26 protein-coding genes are annotated in these 23287 nt (G+C 47.5%); 5 read left to right on the top strand and 21 right to left on the bottom strand.

Going from position 1 to position 23287, the window contains the following annotated elements; genetic code table 11:
• Window positions 1-5: 5 nt before the first annotated feature.
• The 16 genes from KHS78_RS21310 to KHS78_RS21385 all read right to left on the bottom strand — a co-directional run bounded on the left by KHS78_RS21310 (window position 6) and on the right by KHS78_RS21385 (window position 15450).
• Window positions 6-1082: a type II secretion system F family protein gene (locus KHS78_RS21310; protein WP_211831036.1), complete on the bottom strand. Its 1077-nt coding sequence runs from the start codon at window positions 1080-1082 to the stop codon at window positions 6-8.
• Complete coding sequence (locus tag KHS78_RS21315; RefSeq protein WP_211831037.1) at window positions 1057-2673, bottom strand: ATPase, T2SS/T4P/T4SS family; 1617 nt, start codon at window positions 2671-2673, stop codon at window positions 1057-1059. The genes KHS78_RS21310 and KHS78_RS21315 overlap by 26 nt, the downstream gene beginning before the upstream one ends.
• Window positions 2673-3197 (bottom strand): hypothetical protein, encoded by a 525-nt coding sequence (locus KHS78_RS21320; protein WP_211831038.1) that lies wholly within the window; start codon window positions 3195-3197, stop codon window positions 2673-2675. The genes KHS78_RS21315 and KHS78_RS21320 overlap by 1 nt, the downstream gene beginning before the upstream one ends.
• The gene (locus tag KHS78_RS21325; protein ID WP_211831039.1) at window positions 3181-4509 is read right to left on the bottom strand and encodes a type IV pilus inner membrane component PilO; all 1329 of its coding nucleotides are present in this window, start codon (window positions 4507-4509) and stop codon (window positions 3181-3183) included. Before KHS78_RS21325 ends, KHS78_RS21320 begins: the two co-directional genes overlap by 17 nt.
• 11 nt (window positions 4510-4520) lie before the next feature.
• On the bottom strand, window positions 4521-6104 hold the full coding sequence (locus KHS78_RS21330) for a secretin N-terminal domain-containing protein (protein WP_211831040.1): 1584 nt from the start codon (window positions 6102-6104) through the stop codon (window positions 4521-4523).
• Complete coding sequence (locus KHS78_RS21335; RefSeq protein WP_211831041.1) at window positions 6104-7066, bottom strand: TcpQ domain-containing protein; 963 nt, start codon at window positions 7064-7066, stop codon at window positions 6104-6106. The genes KHS78_RS21330 and KHS78_RS21335 overlap by 1 nt, the downstream gene beginning before the upstream one ends.
• A complete protein-coding gene (gene trbG / locus KHS78_RS21340; protein WP_211831042.1) occupies window positions 7063-7950 on the bottom strand; it encodes a P-type conjugative transfer protein TrbG in 888 nt (295 codons plus the stop codon). Before trbG ends, KHS78_RS21335 begins: the two co-directional genes overlap by 4 nt.
• Before the next feature lie 18 nt (window positions 7951-7968).
• Entirely contained in the window at window positions 7969-8646 is a 678-nt protein-coding gene (locus tag KHS78_RS21345) for a VirB8/TrbF family protein (RefSeq protein ID WP_211831043.1), read from the bottom strand.
• 150 nt (window positions 8647-8796) lie between these two features.
• Window positions 8797-10047, bottom strand: coding sequence for a P-type conjugative transfer protein TrbL (gene trbL, locus KHS78_RS21350; RefSeq protein WP_211831044.1), 1251 nt, complete (start codon window positions 10045-10047; stop codon window positions 8797-8799).
• A gap of 3 nt (window positions 10048-10050) precedes the next feature.
• The gene (locus KHS78_RS21355) at window positions 10051-10281 is read right to left on the bottom strand and encodes a hypothetical protein (RefSeq protein WP_211831045.1); all 231 of its coding nucleotides are present in this window, start codon (window positions 10279-10281) and stop codon (window positions 10051-10053) included.
• Window positions 10282-10289: 8 nt separating this feature from the next.
• Window positions 10290-10982, bottom strand: a complete 693-nt coding sequence (gene trbJ / locus KHS78_RS21360) for a P-type conjugative transfer protein TrbJ (RefSeq protein WP_211831046.1) — start codon at window positions 10980-10982, stop codon at window positions 10290-10292.
• On the bottom strand, window positions 10979-13438 hold the full coding sequence (locus tag KHS78_RS21365) for a VirB4 family type IV secretion/conjugal transfer ATPase (protein ID WP_211831047.1): 2460 nt from the start codon (window positions 13436-13438) through the stop codon (window positions 10979-10981). The genes trbJ and KHS78_RS21365 overlap by 4 nt, the downstream gene beginning before the upstream one ends.
• A 6-nt stretch (window positions 13439-13444) precedes the next feature.
• Window positions 13445-13756 (bottom strand): conjugal transfer protein TrbD, encoded by a 312-nt coding sequence (gene trbD / locus KHS78_RS21370; RefSeq protein WP_211831048.1) that lies wholly within the window; start codon window positions 13754-13756, stop codon window positions 13445-13447.
• The gene (locus KHS78_RS21375) at window positions 13756-14076 is read right to left on the bottom strand and encodes a TrbC/VirB2 family type IV secretion system protein (protein ID WP_211831049.1); all 321 of its coding nucleotides are present in this window, start codon (window positions 14074-14076) and stop codon (window positions 13756-13758) included. Before KHS78_RS21375 ends, trbD begins: the two co-directional genes overlap by 1 nt.
• A 106-nt stretch (window positions 14077-14182) precedes the next feature.
• On the bottom strand, window positions 14183-15151 hold the full coding sequence (gene trbB / locus KHS78_RS21380; protein ID WP_211831050.1) for a P-type conjugative transfer ATPase TrbB: 969 nt from the start codon (window positions 15149-15151) through the stop codon (window positions 14183-14185).
• A gap of 11 nt (window positions 15152-15162) precedes the next feature.
• Entirely contained in the window at window positions 15163-15450 is a 288-nt protein-coding gene (locus KHS78_RS21385) for a helix-turn-helix domain-containing protein (protein ID WP_211831051.1), read from the bottom strand.
• A 213-nt stretch (window positions 15451-15663) separates the two neighbouring features.
• On the opposite strand from KHS78_RS21385, the gene KHS78_RS21390 reads away from it, so the two are divergent.
• From KHS78_RS21390 to KHS78_RS21410, 5 genes are all read left to right on the top strand, one after another.
• Window positions 15664-15834, top strand: coding sequence for a hypothetical protein (locus tag KHS78_RS21390; protein ID WP_211831052.1), 171 nt, complete (start codon window positions 15664-15666; stop codon window positions 15832-15834).
• Window positions 15835-15855: 21 nt separating this feature from the next.
• Window positions 15856-16890 (top strand): plasmid replication protein, encoded by a 1035-nt coding sequence (locus KHS78_RS21395; protein ID WP_211831053.1) that lies wholly within the window; start codon window positions 15856-15858, stop codon window positions 16888-16890.
• Between the two features lie 1535 nt (window positions 16891-18425).
• Window positions 18426-19214, top strand: coding sequence for a ParA family protein (locus KHS78_RS21400; RefSeq protein ID WP_211831054.1), 789 nt, complete (start codon window positions 18426-18428; stop codon window positions 19212-19214).
• A gap of 1 nt (window position 19215) precedes the next feature.
• Window positions 19216-20478 (top strand): ParB/RepB/Spo0J family partition protein, encoded by a 1263-nt coding sequence (locus tag KHS78_RS21405; RefSeq protein WP_211831055.1) that lies wholly within the window; start codon window positions 19216-19218, stop codon window positions 20476-20478.
• A complete protein-coding gene (locus KHS78_RS21410; RefSeq protein ID WP_211831056.1) occupies window positions 20479-20760 on the top strand; it encodes a helix-turn-helix domain-containing protein in 282 nt (93 codons plus the stop codon).
• 21 nt (window positions 20761-20781) lie between these two features.
• On the opposite strand, the gene KHS78_RS22735 is transcribed toward KHS78_RS21410, so the two are convergent.
• The 5 genes from KHS78_RS22735 to KHS78_RS21435 form a co-directional block, all read right to left on the bottom strand.
• Window positions 20782-21066, bottom strand: a complete 285-nt coding sequence (locus tag KHS78_RS22735) for a TrbM/KikA/MpfK family conjugal transfer protein (protein WP_211831057.1) — start codon at window positions 21064-21066, stop codon at window positions 20782-20784.
• Between the two features lie 12 nt (window positions 21067-21078).
• A complete protein-coding gene (locus KHS78_RS21420) occupies window positions 21079-21516 on the bottom strand; it encodes a hypothetical protein (RefSeq protein ID WP_211831058.1) in 438 nt (145 codons plus the stop codon).
• A gap of 10 nt (window positions 21517-21526) precedes the next feature.
• Entirely contained in the window at window positions 21527-22366 is an 840-nt protein-coding gene (locus KHS78_RS21425) for an ATPase (protein ID WP_211831059.1), read from the bottom strand.
• Window positions 22359-22544, bottom strand: a complete 186-nt coding sequence (locus tag KHS78_RS21430) for a hypothetical protein (protein WP_211831060.1) — start codon at window positions 22542-22544, stop codon at window positions 22359-22361. Before KHS78_RS21430 ends, KHS78_RS21425 begins: the two co-directional genes overlap by 8 nt.
• Before the next feature lie 41 nt (window positions 22545-22585).
• Window positions 22586-23287 (bottom strand): P-loop NTPase family protein (locus KHS78_RS21435; protein WP_211831061.1); only part of this gene is annotated, 702 nt, incomplete at its 5' end.

Raw genomic sequence — 23287 nt, forward strand, 5'->3', positions numbered from 1 at the left:
GCGCTTTAGCGCTTGATTTCGTTGATGTAAGACTTTTGGATCGTGTTGGTAGAGAGGGCGATATAGCCATTCCCGGCAGCCACACCGATAACGCCCAGCAATCCCAGGATGACAGCCAGTGTCTTGATGAATGTCACTGTTCCCGCCAGGGCTTTTTCCCCAATCTCAATAATCTTCTGGTTGAAGACCTTGAGATGTGAGAAATCTTTTATGAAACCTGTGGTAGTGCGATCAAACAGATCACAATCCAGGGCTTCAGAAACCGTACAGTTCTGACTCCGGCGCTCATTCATAACCGCCAGATACGACGCCAGATATGGCGGCGCATGTTGAGATAACCGTTGAATCGCTTTTGGGAAAGAATCACCGTTGGCAATTAGATCCCCCAAGGCAATCAGGAAAACACTACTCTGAACCCGTTTTTGAACGCTCCAGGGAGGCAGGACATCGAGCACCCGACGAACACGGCCCCGGCCCATCCGAAGTGTCAGGATGATGAATGCAACCAGCATCATCATCAGGGCCAAAACCAGTTCGTTGTACTCGACAATGATCAGGTACAGCGTATGCAGAAACTGTGTCCATCCCGGCCACCGCTCAACTGGCAACAGCTGCAGAATCCCAGGAACCGACTGCTTCAGAATGAAATAGAACAACATCACGGAAGAAATCATGATGTAGGACGGATAGGCCATGGCCATCATAATGCTGGACTTCGCTTCCGCCCGTTTCTCAGCAATGAATCTCGCTCGCGCAAAGCCCTTATGTACCTCGCCCCGCGTACTGGCCGCCTGAATCAGCGCCAATTCGTCTTGCGGGAACATCTTGGCCATGGCCATGATGGGCGACAGGTTTTCTTCTTTTATGCCCTGCAGGATCTCATCGTAGACATGCGCCTCACTGTCGTGATCCTCATGCTTACGGCGGCAGATCCGCGCCAGGACATCAACCAGTGACGGGATCGACCGAGAGTAGTTTTCCAGCAGGTCATACATGGCCGCCCGCCGCTTGTGATTGCTGCGGATGTCGGCAATATGCTGTTTGATTCTGAAGGATTTATACCAGCTTAATTCCAAAACCATTGCCCTCATCCCAAGTGTGAGTTTTTTCTGACAGGAGAATCTTATCCATCACGCCATACCGCTGTTCAACACGCTTCGGGCAAATATCCCCGGCCACCATGTTTCGGATGGCATGGAACAGTGACGTTTCCGCTGCATCGCCAAAGCCCGCAGTCTTCGCCAGATCAACCCAGCTCTGGTAAAACCCCTCTTCATTCTTTTCACGGATATGCGCCCGAACATCACGGTTAGGCGTTACAATCTCCATACAGACAATCGAGCCAGTATTGCCCCGCTTTTTGCAGTGTTCGCAGCCTTCCGGGTTCTGGAAGAAAAACGGACGGTCGACCTTGATCAACCCCTGGATTTTCTCCTGGAGTAAACGCTCTTCATCGTTTTCTGCAGGCCGCTTGCAGTGCTCGCACAGCTTGGGCAGACGCTTTTGATAAATCAGCACATTGATAAAAGTGCCGCTGGACAGTACATCACGGGACAATCCTTCCCCTTCGAGTCGGGTGGTGATTTCATAGGGTGAATCAGTATGAATAGTGGTGAACACCCCATGGCCGGACAAGACAGCACGGCAGAACAGTTCTGCCGTCTGACGGCTACGAATCTCACCGATATAGATCCGGTCAGGCCGCATCCGCATCAGTTCTTTGATGTTCTCCGCATAAACGTCCGTTTCACCACTGATGTCTTCACCGACATGGTGCTGGCGGGCACCACGAATGATGTACTCAGGCGGTGATTCTGCCGTTCTGACCTGTGCCCCAGGTTGAGACTGCAGAAACTCTTCAACCATGACCTTGATACTGGTGGTTTTGCCGGAGCTGGTGATCCCTGAAACGATAGTGGCGCCATCTCCAGACTGGTTTGTGCGCCGCAGCAATTTCACCTGATCATCAGAAACCCCCAGGTTCTCATAGCGGCTGAAACCGCCCGCATCGGACAGGTTCAGCAGTCGCAGCGCGAAATCGCAGCCTTCCGGGAAACTGGGCTTGCTCTGGTAACGAATCCTGATTTTCTGGTCATTCCAGATCCCGTCCCCGGCGGCAAACTGCGCCTTGGAAAACGAGAACAGGGGGTCTTCAACCACGTCCTGGTCAGCGATGTTCTGATAGAAATGGCGCATCATGGACTCAGCTTCATCACGGGTGATTCCCCGGACAGGCTGAACAATGGTGTCCACATCAAACTTGACGTTGTAACGTCCGTTGTCATTGTCGATAAGGATGTCTGACACGCCCTGACTGACCGCTTCTTTCATCAGCGTGTCAAACAGGATCTGGTCATCCGCTGTCGGTGCCCGATAGTCACCGGCAGTCTGAGTTTCATGCTTCACCATCTTCAGGATGGAGCGCTCAACCTCAATCACCTGGGCAATATTGATCTTCTTTTTCTGGCACTCGCTAAAGGCCGCAAAGAAGCTCTGGCCCTGACGGGCATCTGGCGCACAGACGACATAGACGCTTTTAGTCTTTGGTGGCCCTACCAGAATCACATTGTCAGTGATCCAATCCTGGAGAGGCACCAAGCCATCCACCGCAGACTGCACAATGGATTCCCGGCCAACGAGGGAAAACAGATTTTCAATCTGCTTGATAACCATCAGTACGCCCTCACCTGACCGGCTTGCTGGGAGATCTGATAATCCTTCTTCTCCTGGAGCACGGACGCGATAGAGCGCAGATAAAGTGTCTGTGTCGCCTTGCTGCCCAGATGACGAACACGAATGAACGACTCGGTGATCTCTACCAGCTGGAAACTCTTGGGCAGCTTGTCACCGGCCCGGTAATACTGTGCAGACCCCTTGTAGAAAACCTGAGCCTCTTTTCTATCACCGGCATTGAGATAGCCGACGAAGTTCAACCGATCTACCCAGGGCTTAATGTTTTCCATATCCGGGTGATACAGGTTGGTGTCCCCGAACACCGGGCGACGGGGCTGTTCTGCCGCAGGGTTGCCCAGCCGATCCTGAGCCGCCTGTTTGATTTTGGCCTGTTCTTTCTGAAACTCGATCTGGCCCTGACGCACCAGGGCATCGACCGTGCCGGTATCTTTCAGTGCTTCCGCCCCTACCTGAGTACTGAGCACCATTCCCAGCAGCAGCGCGACATTAGATTTTGCTGACATAATCCCCCCCAATCTCCCAGACAGCGTTTATTTCATCTTCGCTGTAAATGATGCTCATCTTCAGTGACTGCCCATGAAAAACCCGGTTATCCAGCTTGAGTACCGCATCACTCAATACCTGGAGTCCCTTACCATTCAAAGACCACTTGCCCCGTGCGAATGACGGAAACTCAATGGTTGGCTCAATCCCGACTGGCGGCAGACTGAGGCCCGGTATGACTTCCGGTGATTTGATGTCGAAATTGACATAGGGCACCGTGCCCAGCAGCTGAAACACGCTCACATGATCCAGCTTGAATTGCTCTACCGTTGGCAGCGCCACGATCTTCTGCCGCATCTCTTCTTCAGAAAAAACGGTCTTGTCAAACTCCATGATGTGAATGGTCTGGCTGACGTGAGCAGGCTCTTTTAACTCCAGGGGGCCGAGGTTGCTGACGCTGTAATCCAGGGATTTGAATGTGCCGTAACCACTGTTTTCCCACTGGACGACGCAATAGGGCAGGCCTGCAGAGCAATCCAGCTTACTGAAATACCACCCACCCGCTTCCAGAGGGATCTTGTTCAGTGTTTTCAGCAGCCTAGCCAACCAGTTATCAATCGGATGGTTGGCCGTGACATCCTGAAACGCCCGGACGATCCGATCCTTTTCAAAGGCTTCCTGAGCTTCCCACTGGGACTGCACTTTTTCCTGCTGGATGCGCTCAATGGGTTTGGTAAACCCCGCCGCCGCCAGGATTGCATACCCAACGATGCAGACCGCGATACCGACGATGACAAACGGCAAGTAATCCAGGTATTTCCGGGCTTGCCGGGACAGGCGGTAGTTATCCTGCAGGCGGTCTTTCTGAAACAGATCCTCAAAGGTGGTCGCAACAAACTCAGCATCCGGCAGATGGGTCTTATAAAATTCCGCATCACCGTGCAGGCTCAAGTCCGTGTAAATCTCCTGCAGCTGCAGGATGCAAGTTGTCGCTTCTTCCGCCGTGATAACCTGATCGAATCCGGCAATCGGCTGTCCGTCAGAGATCAGCAACAGCCAGTATTTGTCCTCAACCGGCAGCACAAACAATGTGCCATCAAAGATGTCGCTGAGAATCGCGGCACCGGCATACATCTTCCGGTTGCCCTTGCCCTGATAGAAACCGGTCAGGACGCGATTACCGCTGGCCATCCGATAGCCAAAGCTGTTCCCTGCAGACGCCCCGGCCAGCGCCTTCCGGTCATCCTTACGATGGACAACCCAGTTCAGCCCCAGGGCAATCGGATGGCCCGCTACGCTGACTGTGGTTGATGTGGCCGCTGATTCCTTCATCCTGTGCATCCTCAAATGATCCGTGGAGTGCCAACCAGAAGAACCAATTCTCTTTTCCCTTCCGCGACTTTACTGCCACCCAGTAGCATGTTGTCTGGCGTCAGGGTTCCCTTGTTGTCGGTTGAGTCGCGTTTCTTCTCAAAGGCAACCAGAACGCGGGTTTCACCGGAACGCATGTGGAAATTGTTGGTGATGTCCTGGTTGCTGGTTTCCGGCAGCTTGATCTTGGTATTGGTCAGCTCAACGGTATCCATGACAGCCAGATCCTGTTGACTGATCACCAGATCCATATTGACGTTTTCCTTGTCATAGATGTTTGGCTGGAAAATGATGCCGATGCCGGTAAACAGCTCCTGAATTTCAACGGATTCTGTAACGCCAACATCAGATGTCACTGTGCTACTGACATTGCCGACATAGCGCATAGTGCCGCCATTGCGGTAGTGGTACGGACGGTAGTTGGACACCAAAATATCGGATGTGGTCACTGTGCTGATGTTGGCGCGAGTAGATAGAGCATCCAGAAACAACTTGGAGTCCTTCCAACGGCTATCAGGGTTGGTCACACCACCGCCGATCCCTGACAGACCGGGTTCGCCCAGACGCGCACTGGTCAGCTTGATAAAGCCGTCAGCGTTGTTGTACACCAGGTCATAAGAGAGACTGGTCATATCCCCCGCATTCACTTCCACTGTGACGATCATCAAACGCATGTGAACCTGCATTTTGAGCAGACGGTTCATATCCGTGATGTAACCCTTAATCTTGCGGATAGACAGATCGTTGTCAGTCACCGTCACTGCGCCGGTTGAGGCATTGATCACCACCTCGCCGTGTTCAGTGACCATCTTTTCCAGGGATTCCTCCAGGGCATCCCAGAACTTGGGTTCTACATTGACCTCAATGGTCTGGTCAGACTCACCGCCAGATCCTGTATTTGATGTGTTGCTGGTGTTTTTCAGCAGAGACTTGGCCACCACATCTGAGATCGTGGTATGCACATAGAAGGTTTGGGTGTCGTAGTAATAAAACAGGATTCCAGTTTCTTCAGAGTACTTCCAGCTGATCCCCAGGGACGCCGCAATATGATCCAGGAAATCGACGATTGTCCCGTTTCTCATGCTGGCGGTGTATTTACCGAGCACGATGTAGCTCTTGGAAATGCTGTCAGCATCCTTTTCCGCTGTCTGGCCCATGGACGGTGGCAAATTGATTTGTTCAGCTTCCGTGGTTGCCTTCTCCGCAGGCGGCAACAACTCATAGGAGCGTTCAGCCTTGATGCCGGTTTTCTGCGTGATAAAAGCCGCAATGTCCGCCAGATTCATCGGGTCAGGCTTGATGAACGAAAACCGCTTGCTGGTCATGATTTTAGGGAGCATATCGTTGCTCTTGATGGTGGAGGTATTCACCCAGATTCCATCGTTATCTACGGTAATGCCGTAGTTCTCACGCAGCGTCAGACCATTTTCATTCACACGGGCATAGATGGCATCTGCATCACCGACAGACTGATCCAGCCGTTGTTTGATATCCGGCGTATTGGTGGCACAGCCTGTCAGCATTAACCCCAGAGCCACCCAATTCATGATTTTCATTACTGATTCACCCCTGTATTCGTAACAATCAGCGTCCCGTTACCGCCCTTGATGATGAAATTCAGAGGCAAAGGATTGATTTCAGCCGTGGCATAGGCCCGCTTGACGGTGGTCAGCACCTGTTCAAGTGATTCCTGTGGGAAGGTGTAATCCGAGGCAATGGGGATCTCGATGACATCACCATCCCGATCCTTCACAAACCAGACGACTTTGTTCATCCCGGCGTCAGCTACCCAACGCTGAAGCGCTTCACGAAGCGTCTCCCCTTCAAACCACTGGTAATGAACTACCTGGACAGGTTCAGCTTCCGGTTCCTCTGTTGCGGTTTCCTCAACCTGATCCGGGTCAATGGCAGTGATTTCAACAGCCCCGGCATCCTCAGAGGCTGCACTGTCAGCATCAGTATCAGCATCAGCCTCATCCGCCGCTGCAGGCGCGGTTTCCGCTTCCGGTTCAGAGACTGCCGCCAGCATCTGGCCCTGGGGTTCAGCGTCCGGCGTATAAGAGGCCGCTTTCATGTTGGTTTCCAGCTGGCCAGGGATGTTGCCCACGAAGGTATAGGAGCCGATAGGCGACACCTGTTCTTTGAGGCTATACAGGCGGTTGAACTGGTAATCATCCCCCACACTCACCTGCACAAAGGCCTGATCCGTGCCGGTCTGGTCTGCCCGGTAAATCAGGTAGTCACCCTGAGTACTGTCATCCGTGGTCAGCACGGCATAGCCCGCCTGTCGTAGCGATTCTTCCAGGGCGCGTCCCAGGGGCTTTTCAGGGTGAAGCAGGATGAATCCGGTTAATCCTGGGCCATAGTGATCCTGCAGGAACGCCAGGATGTCACTGCTGATTGCATGAGCCTGTCCGGTATCGAACCCATCCCCTTCCAGAGAGGCATACGGACTCGGGGTAGTGGATGCACAACCCATCAGTAATGAAACACCCAGCATCATCAGCGCCTGTTTCATATTGCGCCCTCCCTGATAATTTCAATGCGTTGCTGGGAATCCCCGACACCGGCAATTAACACGGCACGGTCAAACAATTGATCTACAATGTAGCGATCCCCATTCAGCCGATAATTCACCAGATGCTGATCATCATTTGCACCCAGAACCATCAGGGCCGGGGCTTCGTTACTGGCCATGGATTCAGGCATTTGAATAATGGTTTTAACGCCATTGTTATAAACCCGAATCGGTTTCCAGCGAGCTTTTCCTTTAATGGCATATTCGAAATTCAATTCAGGGATATATTCTTTGGTTTCTGGAATAACTTTTTTCTGTTCCTCAACCTTTTTATTTTCTGCCGCCTGATAATATGCCTGCCATTGTTTCAGTGCATCTTCAGGGTATTCAAAGGCAATGCGCGGCATAAAATTTTCTTTACGGGAAATCAATTTCAGGTAATAAGCCCGCCGATCCGTTGCAATAAATAATGAAGTTTTTAATGCGGTATCCGTTGGCTTAATAATGATGAAGGTTGTTCCCCCACCGCTGGCCGGTGTGACTGACCATCGGACGCTATCACCCACCTGGAGTGAAGACACTGTTTCCCCTTTTTGTAACTCCAGGGTACAAATCTGCATAGGCGCACAGACGACGGAGGGCACCGATGCACCGTAGGTGAATACAATCCGGCCTGTCGCCCCTTCGGTAGGTTGTTCAAACCGATCCATGATGCTGTACGCCATTTTTGCAGAAGCCCACTCCTGTTTGTTCAACGGAAGATCTTCTTTATTCAGGTAGTCATCCATATCAGGCAGTTGTGGCTGACCTACCGGCATTGTGCCTTGTGCCGATACCTGCACACTCAGCAACCCCATGATTAATAACAGTGCAAATCGAATCATTATCCCGCACCCATTGAGTTATATTTGTTCTGACCAGCTCAGATCTCTTATTTTTAAGCCCGTTGGATTTTTCAGAATGCCTTCAAGCGTTTCCGGCGTTTCTGTATAAACCGTGAACAAGCCCTTCATTCTTATTGGAGCGCCAGTCTGAACCCCCTTTCTATCTCGAATAATTTCCAGCCATTCCATTTGCCAAGTGACATCCGTTTGTGGAAGCAATGAGGTTATTTTCACTTCCACAGTTTCTTTCTTAGCTCGGTTGAATGGATTCGTGTCACATTCTCCATTGCAATAAAAATCATTGAGATACATAGAAGCGGGATCACCGTTATTAATCAGTGAATAGGACTTAACAATCATTTTCCGCTGGAGTTGAATGTCCGGTGTAACCGCCCTTGTATTATTAACAAACTCTGCGAGTTGAGCACTGGTAATCAGATCTTTGCTGCGAACATCGCCCGCCTGATCTGCCACGCGTACATTGACCGCGTTCCCGATCCGGTCGATTTCAACCAAGTAAGGGTCGATTTTGCTCTGAGATCCAATGTAGACAACCCCCCCTACAGAACACAGGGCAATCAATAGCGCCAGCACAGCAATAAGCGCGGCGATATTTCGCTGCTTTATATAGCTGCCGTATCTTTCTGCCCATTCTTTGCGGGCTTCAGTGTAGGGAGATTCAACTGTTTTGTTCATTGTCAGGAACTCATTCGCTTATGTGTTTATAGTAACCTATGGGAACTAAATAAAAAAGACTTTTACCCGCAGAAATATTGATTCCAATCAGTATTTTTACTGTTGTGGTGTTACTGCTTTAGAAAACTACCGAAGCAACACTGCGGGGGATTACTCCCCCGGCTGTATGGTGTTGACTGTATCGCTATTACCAGACATCGCCTCACGCAGACGTTCACGCTGTTCATTCATATCCTGGCCCATACGAAAGCCTCTCTGTCCATGGGTTTTGCTGATGTCACCCGCCATCTTGCCTTTCACATCACTGGCTCCACTCTGGAACAGGTTTTTCGCCGTCTGACCCGCCATACCCATGGCTCCCTTCATACCCCCTTCAGCACCGGCCCCTTGATCACCGGCCAGACCTACAGCTGCTTTTAGAGCAGATCCGGCACCTACACCGGAGGTGCCAGCAGAAATCGCACCGGCCACCATGCCGCCAATGGCACCCGAGGCCATAGTTACCATGCCCTGACCCGCGCCAGCACCAACCATGCTCTCACCACCACTACTGAGCGCACCGGCCAGAAGTCGTTGCATAGTTTCAGGTACATGCTGAACCAGCATCAACAGGACAATGGCAGCACCTACCATTGCAAAGGCTGAATCGGCACTGGCAACCTCCATAACATCTAACCAATTGGTAATAATCGCCTGTCCTGTTGTCATGATCAGTTTCAACGTGAACACCTTCAAACCAATAGTGAAAGCGTATTTGTAGTAATTCAGCGCTATTTCATGACTCCAGCGAGAACCACAAAAACCAAGGATCAACACACCGGCACTCAGAACGATGTACATTTCACACAGAGCCAGTACCAGTGTTGCTGACATTATGGCAAACACAATCATGATAATGGCGGCAGCCACTACCAACGCAATGGAAGCTGCTAATTGGGATAATGACATTGCCTCCAGAATGGTTTGAACTATGTCCAACCCAATGTTAAAAACAGATCCCGCTCCATATACTGGCGTTACTCCGGATTCTCCTGCAGCCTTAATCGCCGCAAGATCAAAAGATTCCAGGATCGCTCCTGTCCATCTACTAGCAAAAATAATCAAGGCATAGAAGAATCCATAGAAAATGGATCTGCTAATCAGTTCTCCTACACATTCCTGGAAACCTGCCTGTTGTTTGACCAGATTGATACCTGACCAAGCCAAGTCAATAACAATAATTATCCCAAAAACACTAAGAGCCAAGCTTTGAAAAGAGTTTCGCCAGCTGCTGGATACTTCTTCAAACCTGCTGATAATGTCCTCAGAAACATTAATACTCTGAGTCGCAAAAAGCTCAGTCGATACCAGTAATACAACCAACAGCAATGGTAACTGAGTACAAATCACTCTGGATTTCATAGCCTATTTCCATTCAGTATCTACTTTTAGACTTCTTTTAAGGGTGCGTTCGGTCATCACTTTGAGTGCAGCCTTACACTCTGCATCAGGATCTTGTGCTTTCGCCCAATCCGCATTGCACTCCAGAGCCTTCGTTTTGGCAGCATCCAGGTTTTCTCGGTAATAATTCTCATCTTTCTGGCAACCGGTCAGCGCTACAACAGCCATTGCAACTACAGCGAAATACTTGATCATAGCGATCCTCATTTCCATTCAGTGTTTACGTGAAGAGTTCTTTTTAAAACTTGCTCAGTGGCGGCTTTACGCATTGCATCTTCTTCAGCCTCCTGCAGCTTAACCGCAGCATCCATCTGGATCTGCGACATCACCAATTGCCGAAGTTTCTGAAGATGCTCAACCTGATTTGTTGCCAGCCGGTTCCCTGCCTGCAGTGCCTGTGTTTGACCAATGGCCGTGTCAGAATTAACCGTCAATTGCTGCAGATAGGCCAACTCATTAGACATTTGTTCATGCTGAAGACCCGTCGCGCTCATGGCCCCCTTGACGCTATCAATGGTTGTGTTGGACATGTTCCGATAGCGGTTATACGTCTGTGCCGTTCCATAGGGGTTGTTCTGGTAATACTCGTAGTTCTGATACAAACCCAGCTTTTCACCCAACTGCTTTGACGAGTAACTTAATGAATTGCTGGTATTGATCAGCGAGGCCAGCTGATTCAACGCGACATTAATATCACTGTTGTAATTGCCCCCCAGGTTCTTCAGGGACTTGGCCTGCATCTCCAGGGACTGAATCTGGTTCTGGATCTGAGTGGCAGCATGTAGTGTTTGCTGAATACTCTGAACCAGACTTGCAGCATCCACAACAGGAATACCAGAAGCCATCCCCTTCATTGGTAACAACAGCATCAGAAACAGGTATTTATATTTGTTCATATTATTTTCACCCCTTTGGACTGCATCCACTCAAGCGTCCATGCTGGATACTCGTAACTCTCATCATTAGCCGTCTGAGCCATCAGTTTTTTGATCTTTTCAATGGACTCCCTATCACTGACAGCACAAAACGCCAGGGCCACCGATCCTAACGCCAACTCAAACATCCGGGCACCTTCCGGTGACACCAGATAATATTGACGTTTCTGAATTGCAGATGCGATCAACCCAATCTGACGGTTATTCAGGCCCATCATGCGATAGATTTTGGCGGTATCTTCATCGCGGGCCACCGGGTTTGGCAGATAAATCTTGGTCGGACAAGACTCTTTAATAACATCAAGAATGCCGGAGTCCACCGCATCTTTAATATTCTGAGTCGCCATCACGACCAAACAGTTAGCCTTACGGAGCACCTTCAGCCATTCACGGATTTTCTCTCTGAACGCAGGATGTCCCAACATTAACCACGCTTCATCCAGGACAATCATGCTGGGCTGCCCGTTCAGGCGATGCTCGATGCGCTTGAACAGGTAGGTCAGAACGGGGATCAAATACTTATCCCCCATTTGCATCAATTGCTCAACTTCAAAAACTGTGAAACTGCTGGCAGACAGACCATCCTCTTCAGCATCCAGCAATGTCCCCATCGGGCCAGCGATGGTATAGGCATAAATTGCTTCTCTCAGTTCTTCATTCTGAATAGAACTTTGAAAATCAGAGAGCGTTTTATGCCCGTTATCTCTCATGATCTCCAGGGCTTCCATGATCTGGCGACCGTGAGCAGGGCCAACCGCTACTCCCTGGAGTTTAAAAACCGTTTCCAGCCACTCAACCGCACCCGCTAAGTTATTGTTCTCCAGGAAGAAACCCAGCGGACAGAAATTTAAGCGACTTTCATCGCTGGCAATTTCGTAATGCTGCCCCCCAGAAGCCTCACATAGCGCAAACATCGACATATTCTTGTCAAAGGCAAAGATATTGGCATTGGGATAGCGCCGAAACTGCGCCTCAATGAATGTCAGCAATGTTGATTTACCCGCGCCCGTCGGCCCGAGTATCAATGTATGCCCCACGTCCCCTACGTGGAGATTCAGACGGAAAGGAGTGTTCCCCGCTGTGGCACACTGGGCCAACGCCGGAGATTTTGGCGGATAGAAGTCACAAGGCGCATATTGTTTGCCTGACCACACCGTTGATAGCGGCATCAGGTGAGACAGGTTCATGGTATTGATCATTGGGCGCCGAACATTCTGGAACCCGTGACCCGGCAATGATCCCAAGTAGGCCTCGATGGTGTTCAGTCCTTCAATCCGTGAGGTGAAACCCAGGTCATTGATACGCTTGGCAATGGCCTTACAGTTGCGATCCAGCAACTCACGATCCTCATCCATCAGAATCACTACCGATGTATAGTATCCATAGGAAACCAAATTAGAGCTGGCCTCAGACATTGCCTGATCCGCTTCACCCACCATTTCCACGGCATCACGATCCACACGACGGGGCTGCCCCTTACGAAAAACCTGATCCCAGAGCGAGTGCACTTTTTGCTCCCACTTGGAACGATACCGCTTTATTTGTGCTTCAGCCTGATAGGAATCCAGAAAAATAAACCGAGTGCTCCAACGGTATTCACACTCCAGCTGGGTTAAAGCATTCAGTACACCGGGGCTGGATTCCATTGGGAATCCCTCGATGCCTACAGCAGCAATGTATTTGTTGCCTACGGCTGGATTGACTCCAGGATAAAAGTCTTTTGATCCCAACACTGCATCCAGATACATAGGGACAGGCGGCAGCCTAACGGGATGTCGCTGGCCGGTAACGCAATGGTTCAGATGTTCAAGAAAACCATCCATAACGGCAGCACTGCCATCCTCAGACGGCTGTTCCCAAGCATTCAGGCGCTCCAGACTTTGGACAACAGAGGTCAGGTTGCTTTCAATCAGGCTAATTTTTTCCTGAAACTCACTGATGATCTTCTCACTATGACTCTTCAGGCCTTTTTTTGGCTGGTGATCATCAAACATCATATCGACCACCCGTTTCTGTTCTATCCGAGGGGGCAGATAACTCAATACCAGGACAAATTCTGTTTCATAGGTGTTGCCGCGCCCTTGAAAGTAAGAACGGCGCTCCCTGTCAATCAATCGTGTAATCTCATCGGGAAAGTAACTGGCTGACTCGGCAGGATATTCATTGGCATCCCCCCGGATGGCATCACAGTGCATCATCCACCCAGAACCTAATGAGGTCAGGATCTGGTTCAGGCGAGCCATCAGTGCATTCACTTCAGGGAATGTCGTGCTGGCCATGTCAACGGCACGATAACGCCATCCAGCCATCAGCAGGCCGGACTTGGACATGATAACGCCATCATCAACTACCGCCGCATAATCCAGTAGATCCGCGAACCCAGGGTTGGTATCTCGATATTGCTTGAGAGCTAACATTTTTTATTATCTCCAGGTCGCCTTTGGATTTAACCGCCATGGCCGGGATCTTGCTGGGTAATAGGCTCTGTAACGGATATGACGCAAATAGACGTGACGCATCTGCGGGTCAGACTTGGCCATCACCCGCAGCAACCATGCCAGCAAAATGCACATGATCAACGACAGGGCAACAGCTACAGGATCAAGACTGGTAAACGCCAGAATCCCCCAGACCATCAGGTTTGAGAGCATTAATTCTCGATCACCGCCAGCGAACAACATCGCCCGGTTCATTACCCGATGAATCGGGACTGTAGCTAATTGCCCGTCGCTCATTAGATGACCGCTCCTGAAATACCAAACAGCAGAGAAATGATGTTATTGGCCATGACCGCAATGGAAATCACCATAACAACACCGATGATCCCTTTGGCAACACCACCAATCTCTCCCCCGCCAAAAATCAAACTCAGGGCACAGACAACCAGACCAATGACAGAAATTGAAAACGCTACCGGGCCGGTAAACGACTGCTGAATAGTTTTTAACGGGTTTTCCCAGGGCATTCCTGTAGACGACGATGCAAACACATCTGGGGAGATGATAAAAACAGCCAGTGCCAGTACGCAGAACACGCTTAAAGAACGGTACGACATGATTCAATTCCTCTTTAGCTTTTTAAAGTTTATAGTAACCTATGGTTACTATAATAAACCGCAATTTGACGTTGATCAATCACCTGTTTGTGATATAGATCAACCGTTAGATTAAAATTTCTGTTTCGTACTCTCCCCCCGAATACCCTGTGACCTGGAGGACGGATTGAACGCGCCGCCCTACCCTTCCGCCATCCAATTGCTGCTTGCCAATATGAATGACGACATCAACAGCATCCGCAATCAGTTTCGGCTGTGGAGGAACATTGCTCTCGCTGATCAATGACTCCAGACGAGTAAGGCCTTCCTGGGAACTATTGGCGTGGAGGGTCGATACACCGCCAGGATGCCCAGTGTTCCATGCTTTTAAGAGCGACAGCGCTTCTTCACCGCGAACCTCACCCACCAGAATCCGGTCAGGCCGGAGGCGCATGGTGGCTTTCAGCAGGCGCAACATTGAAACATGCTCTGTTGCTCGCAGGATCGCGGCATTCTCGGACTGGCACTGGATCTCATTAGTATCTTCAATGATAACCAGCCGGTGATCAGGATTGATTTCAGCAATGTGATGGATCAGCGCATTGGTCAGTGTCGTTTTACCACTGCCCGTACCACCAACAACCAGGATATTTTTTCTGGCAGAAACCGCCGCCTTGATGACTTCACACTGGGCCTCAGACATGACGCCTGACGAGACATATTCCTGGAGTGTAAAAACCTTAACGGCCTTTTTACGAATGGAGAATGTTGGGTTCGCCACGACTGGCGGGATCAACCCCTCAAAACGGCAACCATAATGCGGCAGCTCACATTCAAGGATTGGATTTTCGCGGGTGATGGTAGTGCTGTGATAAGAGGCTATTGTCGTTAGTAAACCCATGGCCTGTTGCCGCCCCATCTCGCCCATCAGCAACATGGGTTCCCCCAGGCGTTCAACCCACAACTTGCCGTCAGGGTTCAAGATGATTTCGATAACTTGATCATCTAACAGCGCTTCCGCTGTCTTATCACCCATTTCACGATGAAGTTTAGCGAGCGTCCTTTCCTCTATGATACGGTCTTTATCAGTGATCATGGCCTATCACTTTACTTCAATTTTGTCGTTTGGTTTTTATCCCGATATACGATATATCGAAGCCATTCATTTTTCAACAACAGTACATGCAGTGGAACATTCAGCGCCTGTGCTATCTGTTCCATCGTTTCCAGGGACGGGTTTGCACGTCGGTTGACTATATCGCTCATAAAGCTGGGGCTAACCCCTGATTTACGGCATATTGCCTGTGCTGTCAGACCCTGGACTTCCATAAATTTTGTGACGTTTTCAGAGAAAATAGTTTTGATCTGAGATGAGTCACCGCTAGGTTTGCTCATACACGACATCCGGTATATTTATGTTCGATTTATTGAATTTAACCACATTACTTAAACTCTGTCATTTGCAAGGCTTACGCCCCATGTCGTTCTTGCTAAACGACACTGATTGAGAAATTGCACATGTGCAATTATTTTTTCTTGCGCGTCTGTACGCACCGTATTATAGTATCTCTATACGATGCTTTAATGATGCTATATAAGGTGCGTATCATGGCTGATAAAAATAGAAATTCACACCGAAAAGAAAAGAAATGTTTTCAGGCTTATTTGCAGAAAGATGAGCAAAAATTAGTCGAGCAGGTGAAACGGAAAAAGCAAGTCGCAACAGATCGGGAACTTCTTCTTTTGCTATGTACAGAAGAAAACTTGAAGGCTAAATAATATAAACGACGGTCTAACACTATGTCGAAAAGCACTGCCGCACAAAAAGCGCAAGATAAGACATTGAACGATTCACTTGTGAGTACGAATCAGCAGATGCAATTATTTTTACTACCCGAGATCATAGATAAGAATCATTCCCACCTAATCGACATCTATGATGCCATAGATAAATATAGCTATGGCCATAAGAAAAAAGTAAAGGACATAGCGCTTTCAGCTCGCACTACCGAAACCCAGATTCAAAAGCGGGTTATAAAATCAACTATTCGTGCAGCGAATATTACAGATAAAAATGGGAAGACTGTTTTAGTATTCCCAGGAGAGAGAGAGGAACGTGTAGAAGAAGCGCTTAGGAAGATGGCCGTTGAAGGTAACGGTGTTTATATAGATGGATCTGCTGGCGTGACATTTACATTGTATGGACTGCAAAAGGAACTAAAAAGTCGAGGTCACACCTACTCCATAAGTGAGCTGAAAGAATCCATTTTAATTAACAGAAGATCAACGCTTGAAGTGTCTACTGCTGATGGATCTGTGCTTGTTGATTCTGGTTTTTTTGAGGCTGTCGGCTTGGTTTCAAGAAAAGATTTTGACCTGGATAGAAGCGCACTGTGCTACGTGCGATTCAACCCACTCGTTTCTGAATCAATACTGAAAGTAAGTTACAGACGCTACAACTACCAACGCAGCATGAAAATAGCATCGCCATTGGCGTTGTATATTTACAAACGCATGTCTCTATATTTCACTCAAGCAGCGGAAAATATTCCTTACACCCGCAGTCTAGTTTCGCTTTTTTCTCAAAGCCCAAGAGGGCTATCACAGCGAATGGGCGACAACATAAGAGCTATGAACAATGCTTTAGACGCGCTCATTAACTGCAAAGTTGTTGCACGATATGAGCTTGAAAAGATAAAGGAAGGACGAAAGGTTATTGATGTCCGGTATAAGATCTATACCCACGAAGAGTTTATTCAGCAGCAAAAGTCTGGAAATAAAGTAAAAAGAGACATCCTGAACAAGATGGAGGAAACTGACGACCAAATATTTTAAATACTTACCGCCATTGGGATATGTAGGTTGGATGCATAGTTAAGAGCCTCAAAGCCTACATTACTCCACCTGTAGTACACCACGGGACGTGCTTCATATATAGGTTGGCTGCATAGTTCATAGTGTTTTCGCTCTGACCGGCCAAAAAAGCCGTTTTTCACTACAGGCCTTGATCAAATTGCACATGTGCAATTCTGGCTATGACCTATAGGTTGGTTGCATAGTTCACCCCTACTTCCCCCATCTCCACACAGCCATAACTTCTTATGATCCGCATATTTACCGGAAATTTCTTTTCGGTAGCGAGGCTAAACAGCAATATATAGGTTGGTTGCATAGTTAATGATCACACGCCCTACCCATACCCACCTGGAGCACACCACGGGACGTGCTTCATATATAGGTTGGCTGCATAGTTCATTGCGTTTCCACTCTGACCGGCCCAAAAAAGCCGTTTTTCACTACAGGCCTTGATCAAATTGCACATGTGCAATTCTGGCTATGACCTATAGGTTGTTTGCATAGTTCAACCCTACTTCCCTCACCTCCACACAGCCATAATTCTTATGATCCGCATATTTACCGGAAAATTCTTTTCGGCAGCGAGTCTAAACAGAAATATATAGGTTGGTTGCATAGTTAATGATCACACGCCCTATCTATGCCCACCTGAAGTACACCAGGGTACGTGCTTCATATATAGGTTGGCTGCATAGTTCATAGTGTTTCTGCTCTGACCGGCCAAAAAAGCAGTCTTTCACTACAGGCCTTGATCAAATTGCACATGTGCAATTCTGGCTATGACCTATAGGTTGTTTGCATAGTTCAGCAGATCCCCTTCGCTTATCTCCACTGACGACCTGCACCAGACAGTAATATGTAGGTTGGCTGCATAGTTCAGTAATTGCTTATCTAAGATCAACTCTACGTTTTTCTTATTTTTGTTCATTTTTTGTTCAGATTAGGACGTGTTATATGTAGGTTCGCTGCACGTTAATATATAGGTTCGCTGCATTTTAAGTGCTTTTCTGGAAAAAGAAGCTATATTTCAATCTATATGTATGTAGGTTCGCTGCATTTTAACGCTATTATCCACAAATAATGTGAATAAATCTGTGGATATGCTGGTATTAACTTGTTTATTCCTGTTTAGCAAATCCCCTGTATAGAGGTTCGCTGCATTTTAATATATAGGTTGGCTGCACCGTAATATGTAGGTTGGCTGCACCGTTAAATGATCAAGATCCCTTCTATCTAAAGGCCTAGCGAGCGATTTCCCCATCTCCAACCAGCTTTTATCCGGTCTTTTATCCTTTAACCAGTATTCAAGGATATTTACTACGTAAATAATCCATGAATAGTTAGGTAAAAACCAAAAGTTAATAATAGATAATGTCACCCACCACTTCACACTTTGCCTTACCGAACTGAGATGTTCATCAAAAGCAAAAATATGCCCATAGCTTATTGACTGTATCATCTGGTGATACCATAATAGACACATACCTTCAGTACATTGGGCAGGAGATGGCAGAGTGACAAAGATAATTGCTAACACAAATCAAAAAGGAGGCGTTGGCAAAACTACGTCCTCATTCAATCTTGCAAAAGGTTTAGCCGCCCGAGGATATAAAGTACTGTTTGTAGATAATGATCCCCAGGGCCATGGAACTAAAGCATTTTTCGGGGACGACATACCAAGCGAAATCTATACAGTATCTGGAAAGAAAATCATTAATGGTGCGGCTAATACTCTTCAAATTTATATAAATAGCGAAAAAGCAAAGCCTCTCACGGTCAACGAAAATATTGATATATTTGGGGCTACAGAAAGTCTCGCTGAAGTATCAACCAAGGAGATCGTTGATGTTGGGTTTGAGTTCAAGGAATACTTAGAATCACTTAACTACGATTTCATCATAATTGATTGCTTACCCTCATTTGGAACCATGCAAACATCAGCGCTGATGGCTGCAGACTACCTTTTCATACCAACGACACTTGACGGATATTCGGTAGACGGGATTGAAAAACTGATTGAAAAGTCAATGAATATAAAAAAGAGAATTAATAGCAAACTTTCTCTTTTAGGCATCATGTGCAATATGGTTGACGGTAGAGATGTTGTTGTCGAACGACACTTCTTCGATAAATTGGTTCGAGACTATAACGAGCACATGTTTAGCTCGCGGATCACTCAGTCAAAAAAGGTTGTTGAGGCAAACACACTGCAACAGTCAATTTCCGAATATAGCCCAAGTAGTATTCAGGCTAAACAGTACCAAAGTCTGGTTTCAGAAGTGTTAGACAGGGTAGGTAGCTAACATGAGCAAGTTTAAGCAAGCCATAGCCAGTAAAGAAGCTACTGCCAAAAAGACCCACAGACCCAACATAAACCTGAAAGAGTTGATAGATGGGACTGAGGACAATATTGTCCTGGTGCTAGACACTGATCAAGTCATCAATAAAGATCAGGTGCGAACTGAATTTGATGATCAGTCCATAGATGAACTTGGGGATTCAATGGTAGCGAATGGGCAAATACAGCCCATTGTCGTATATCCAAAAAATGAGGAAGGCGTATATGTCATCCAAAAAGGGGAACGACGCTGGAGAGCTGCCACGAGAAAAGGACTCAAAATAAAAGCAATTATTGAGTCCCAGGAATTAGATGCTGAAAAACTGATTATTGGAGAGTTGGTTGAAAACCTTCAGCGTGACGATTTGAAACCCATAGAGATTGCCAATGCTTTAAAAAAGTTAAAAGACAGTGGCATGATGCAAAAGGATATTGCAAAAGGCATAAGTAAAGACACTTCTTTCGTTTCAAGGCATCTAAGACTACTTGATATGCCTGAGTGTGTTCTGAAACTCTATGAAGAGGGTATAACTAAAGACGTAGTTACACTCAATAATCTCAGAAAACTCCATGACCTCAATTCTGTACGAGCTGAAGGGATCTGCCAGTCAGCCATAGAAATTGGAATAACTCGCCTGCAAAGTGAGCAATATTTAAGGGAAGAAAACAGTAAAGATACCGTTGATTCAGCACCAAGTGAGCCGGAAGACAGTCAAACATCTGTAGATAGCGATAAAATTGCACATGTGCAATTTTCTGAAACCAATCCAGCGGATGATGGCTTTATTGGTGAATCTGACTCCCAGGGCCAGATGCTGGCGGCAGTCTCTGAATCGGAACCGGAAACCGAGCCTGCAGCTGCAGATGAGGTTGATGCTGACAGTGCAGTCTCTGAGGATTCTGAGTCTGTTGAAGACATTGCGGTTGACCCGAATCAGGTTGATGAAAACGCTGAAATTGAAAATTTTGATGAAAGCGAAGATTCCGGGGATTTATGGGAATCCGATGGTGAAATATCCCTTGACCAAGATGTTATGCTGTTTGCAGATTGCAAGCCTGGGATGTTCAGCATATCGGTTAAAGTGAAAGATTCTGAGTATGAGGGTACCATTTGCTTGGACAGAAAAGATTCTGACCCTAGCTTTATTTGGGTGAAAATTAAGGGCGATAAGGTCAGAATGCCAATTGAAAAATTGCTTATTACCGGTACGTTGGAGTTAGGTAAGTAGATGGAGATTAGCCAAGATGCAGAAAAGAAATATGCCATTATCAATGCCATATTCTGTAAGAAGCCATCTTTGGATGACCTTCATGGGTTGACTGGAATCCCAAAAATCACCCTTAAACGCCAAATAGCGTTACTTCGTAACGATTATAAAATGGATATTCAGTTTGTCAGGAATACTGGGGTGAGAGGTAAGACAGGATACTATCTGATAGTAGACTGGGGCATCATAAATAAGGCTAGATTTCTGGCCAACTTTTCAGGTGTTGTATTCAACAGGAATTAAGGCAACTAGGTTGCCTTAATTTTATTGCCGATTAGCTTCAGAACTGTAATTAGCTGATGATGAGACAGTAGGGCACATATTTAGAAAATCTTGTCTGGCCCGAGCCTGTTTCCACGGTTTCTTATGTCGAATCCCAAAGTATCTCTCTAGAGCAGGCTTACATTCAGATGGGGGCTGACCTGTTGAGAGGCAAAGGATCGCTTCACAGGCAAGCCGTTGATCACCCTGTAGTAGATTTGCAGAGTTATCAGCATTGGCCCCTGCAGTAACCAACAGTAGAGCAAAAGCACCGTAACTGATCTTCATCACATTTCCCCCTTATGTGAGCAGTACAAGCCCAGCAGTGACCAACGCACCTATCACGGATAAAGCTGCACAAATTGCGCTGATCGTCTTCAGTTTCTGATTGTTATCACTGATCACCTCATAGTCCCTGAGAAACGACTGTTGTTGGGTGTTCAGCTGTTCAACTAACGTGTCTGAAACCTTCTTAATTTCACTCACGCTATGCGATATGGATTTATTGATAATGTTTTTTGCCAGTTCCCGGTTTTCCAGGCTATGACGCTCAGTAACCGCTTCAATGTCCTCACGTAATTTATCCGTGGCACCATTCACCTGGGCCAAGTGGTGGTTTAACAGAAGGTCATTGAGTGTAACGATTGCCAGCACCGGATCGTCATCACTCAAGATGAATTTGTGTTTTCTGGCAATTGCGATTTTGATCTCTTCAACAAAGTCTGCTGTTGATGACATTGCGTTATTCTCAAATATTCATGGTGTTCTTATGGCTGTTGTCAGCTTTCACAACAGCTGCTTTTTTGCCGTGGCATATCATGTAGCTCTGGCCCACCTCAACAGAAGCAGGGAGCCTTGAAGCAGGGTGAACTACCTGTACACCGTTGCTTGTCTCCTGGACAACTTGATCCTTTGAAACCGACAGAATTTTTCCCCGGTAGCGGATACCTTGTTTAGCATCCACCTGTGCAGCTGATTTCTGTGTCGGTCCGACCTCTGTTGATTGCGTCAGCTTATCCATCAGATGATTCTTGACCCAGTGAGGCACCTTGTCGCTTAACTGAACAATATTGCCGTTGCGGATCTGCGCGATGACTTCCGATTCTCGACCGCGATAGCTATTGTCGATTACGAAGGCGTTATCTACGCTTCTCACAGCGTCTGTGAGCTGATTTAGAGAACGGAAGTATCTGGAGATGATTTTATCTGTGGGAACGTCGTGTCCGCCTTTTCTGACGCGATCAGCGACACGATTCACATTCAGCAGAGGATGATCAAGGCAAACATAGAACAGCGTCGTGTTAAATCCGGCAGATCGGGCCTGTCGCAGTGTCTCTACTTTTGACGGATGAGACATAACCGTTTCAAAACAAAATGAGCGCTTTTCAGCGATACACTGCTGTCGTTTTTCTTCAGCAATGGTTTGTGCCTGTCTGACGCGCTGAGGGTAGGGGCCGGACAGTCCTGCAGCAATGATGTCAGGATTGATGTACTCGCCCAGATCGTAATTGTCCCGCAGCTTTTCAGTAATCGAACTCTTACCGGAGCCATTTGGCCCAGCGAACATAACCAGCTGTGGTTTAGTCATTGTCGTTGTCTTCTATTATCTCAATACGGCCATCCGGGTATTCTTTTACGAGCTGTCCAGCATCATTTTTGTAAGTAACAGGCAGGCCTTTTTCCTTGCTGTCAGATATGGCATTTTCAGCAGAGTCTTTAACCGCGTTGTTTAATTCACCAATGGTTATTTCTGAAATATGTTTCATAGCAATCACCTCTACAGGTAATGTGGCGCATAGCGCCACACTTAGAATACGACCGCCCCAATGCTTTCAAAGAATGACTGTTTCATCATCTTCAGGCGCTGTTTTTGCATCAGTTTGAAATCTTCAGACTCAATGGCCTGAGAGAAGGTCAAACCGGCCTTCATCATTTGTTCAATATCCAGACCGAAGGTTTCCGCTTTGCGCTTTGGCAGAACAATAATGCCCTGGATACGATCTTTGAATGTCTTATAAACATTCATTTGCTCGAAACCCTTGCCATCAGCCTTAATGTCACCGTGGTATTCATTCAGCCAGACATAGAAATTAACCGTTTCCGGAAACTGGGCTGCCATTTGCTTAAAGCCCTGCAGAGTGGTCATCATATCCGCGCCGCCAGCAATCACGACATGAATAAATACCTGGTGTCCCATTTCATCCAGCATCTGGAATACCTGGTTTTCAACCATATAGGCAGTAAATTCAATAAACGCCGAGGCGCCTGGATCAAGAATTACATGACCATTTTCTGGTGTATCAAAAACAATCTCCATCATTTCATCGAATTTGCCCTGGTTGATGGAATTATTTTCCATAATATCCAGTTCAACGGCATTCAACGCTTTTAAATGAGCAAGCGTTTTATTGCCCGGATCAATATCGAGGCATTTAACCGGAAGTTCTTTTTCAAGACCATATTGGGCAATCATTGCGTTGACAAAACTTTTACCGATCCCGCCTTTTGC

The organism is Kistimonas asteriae (assembly GCF_018263925.1).
GTDB classification, from domain to species: Bacteria; Pseudomonadota; Gammaproteobacteria; order Pseudomonadales; family Endozoicomonadaceae; genus Kistimonas; species Kistimonas asteriae.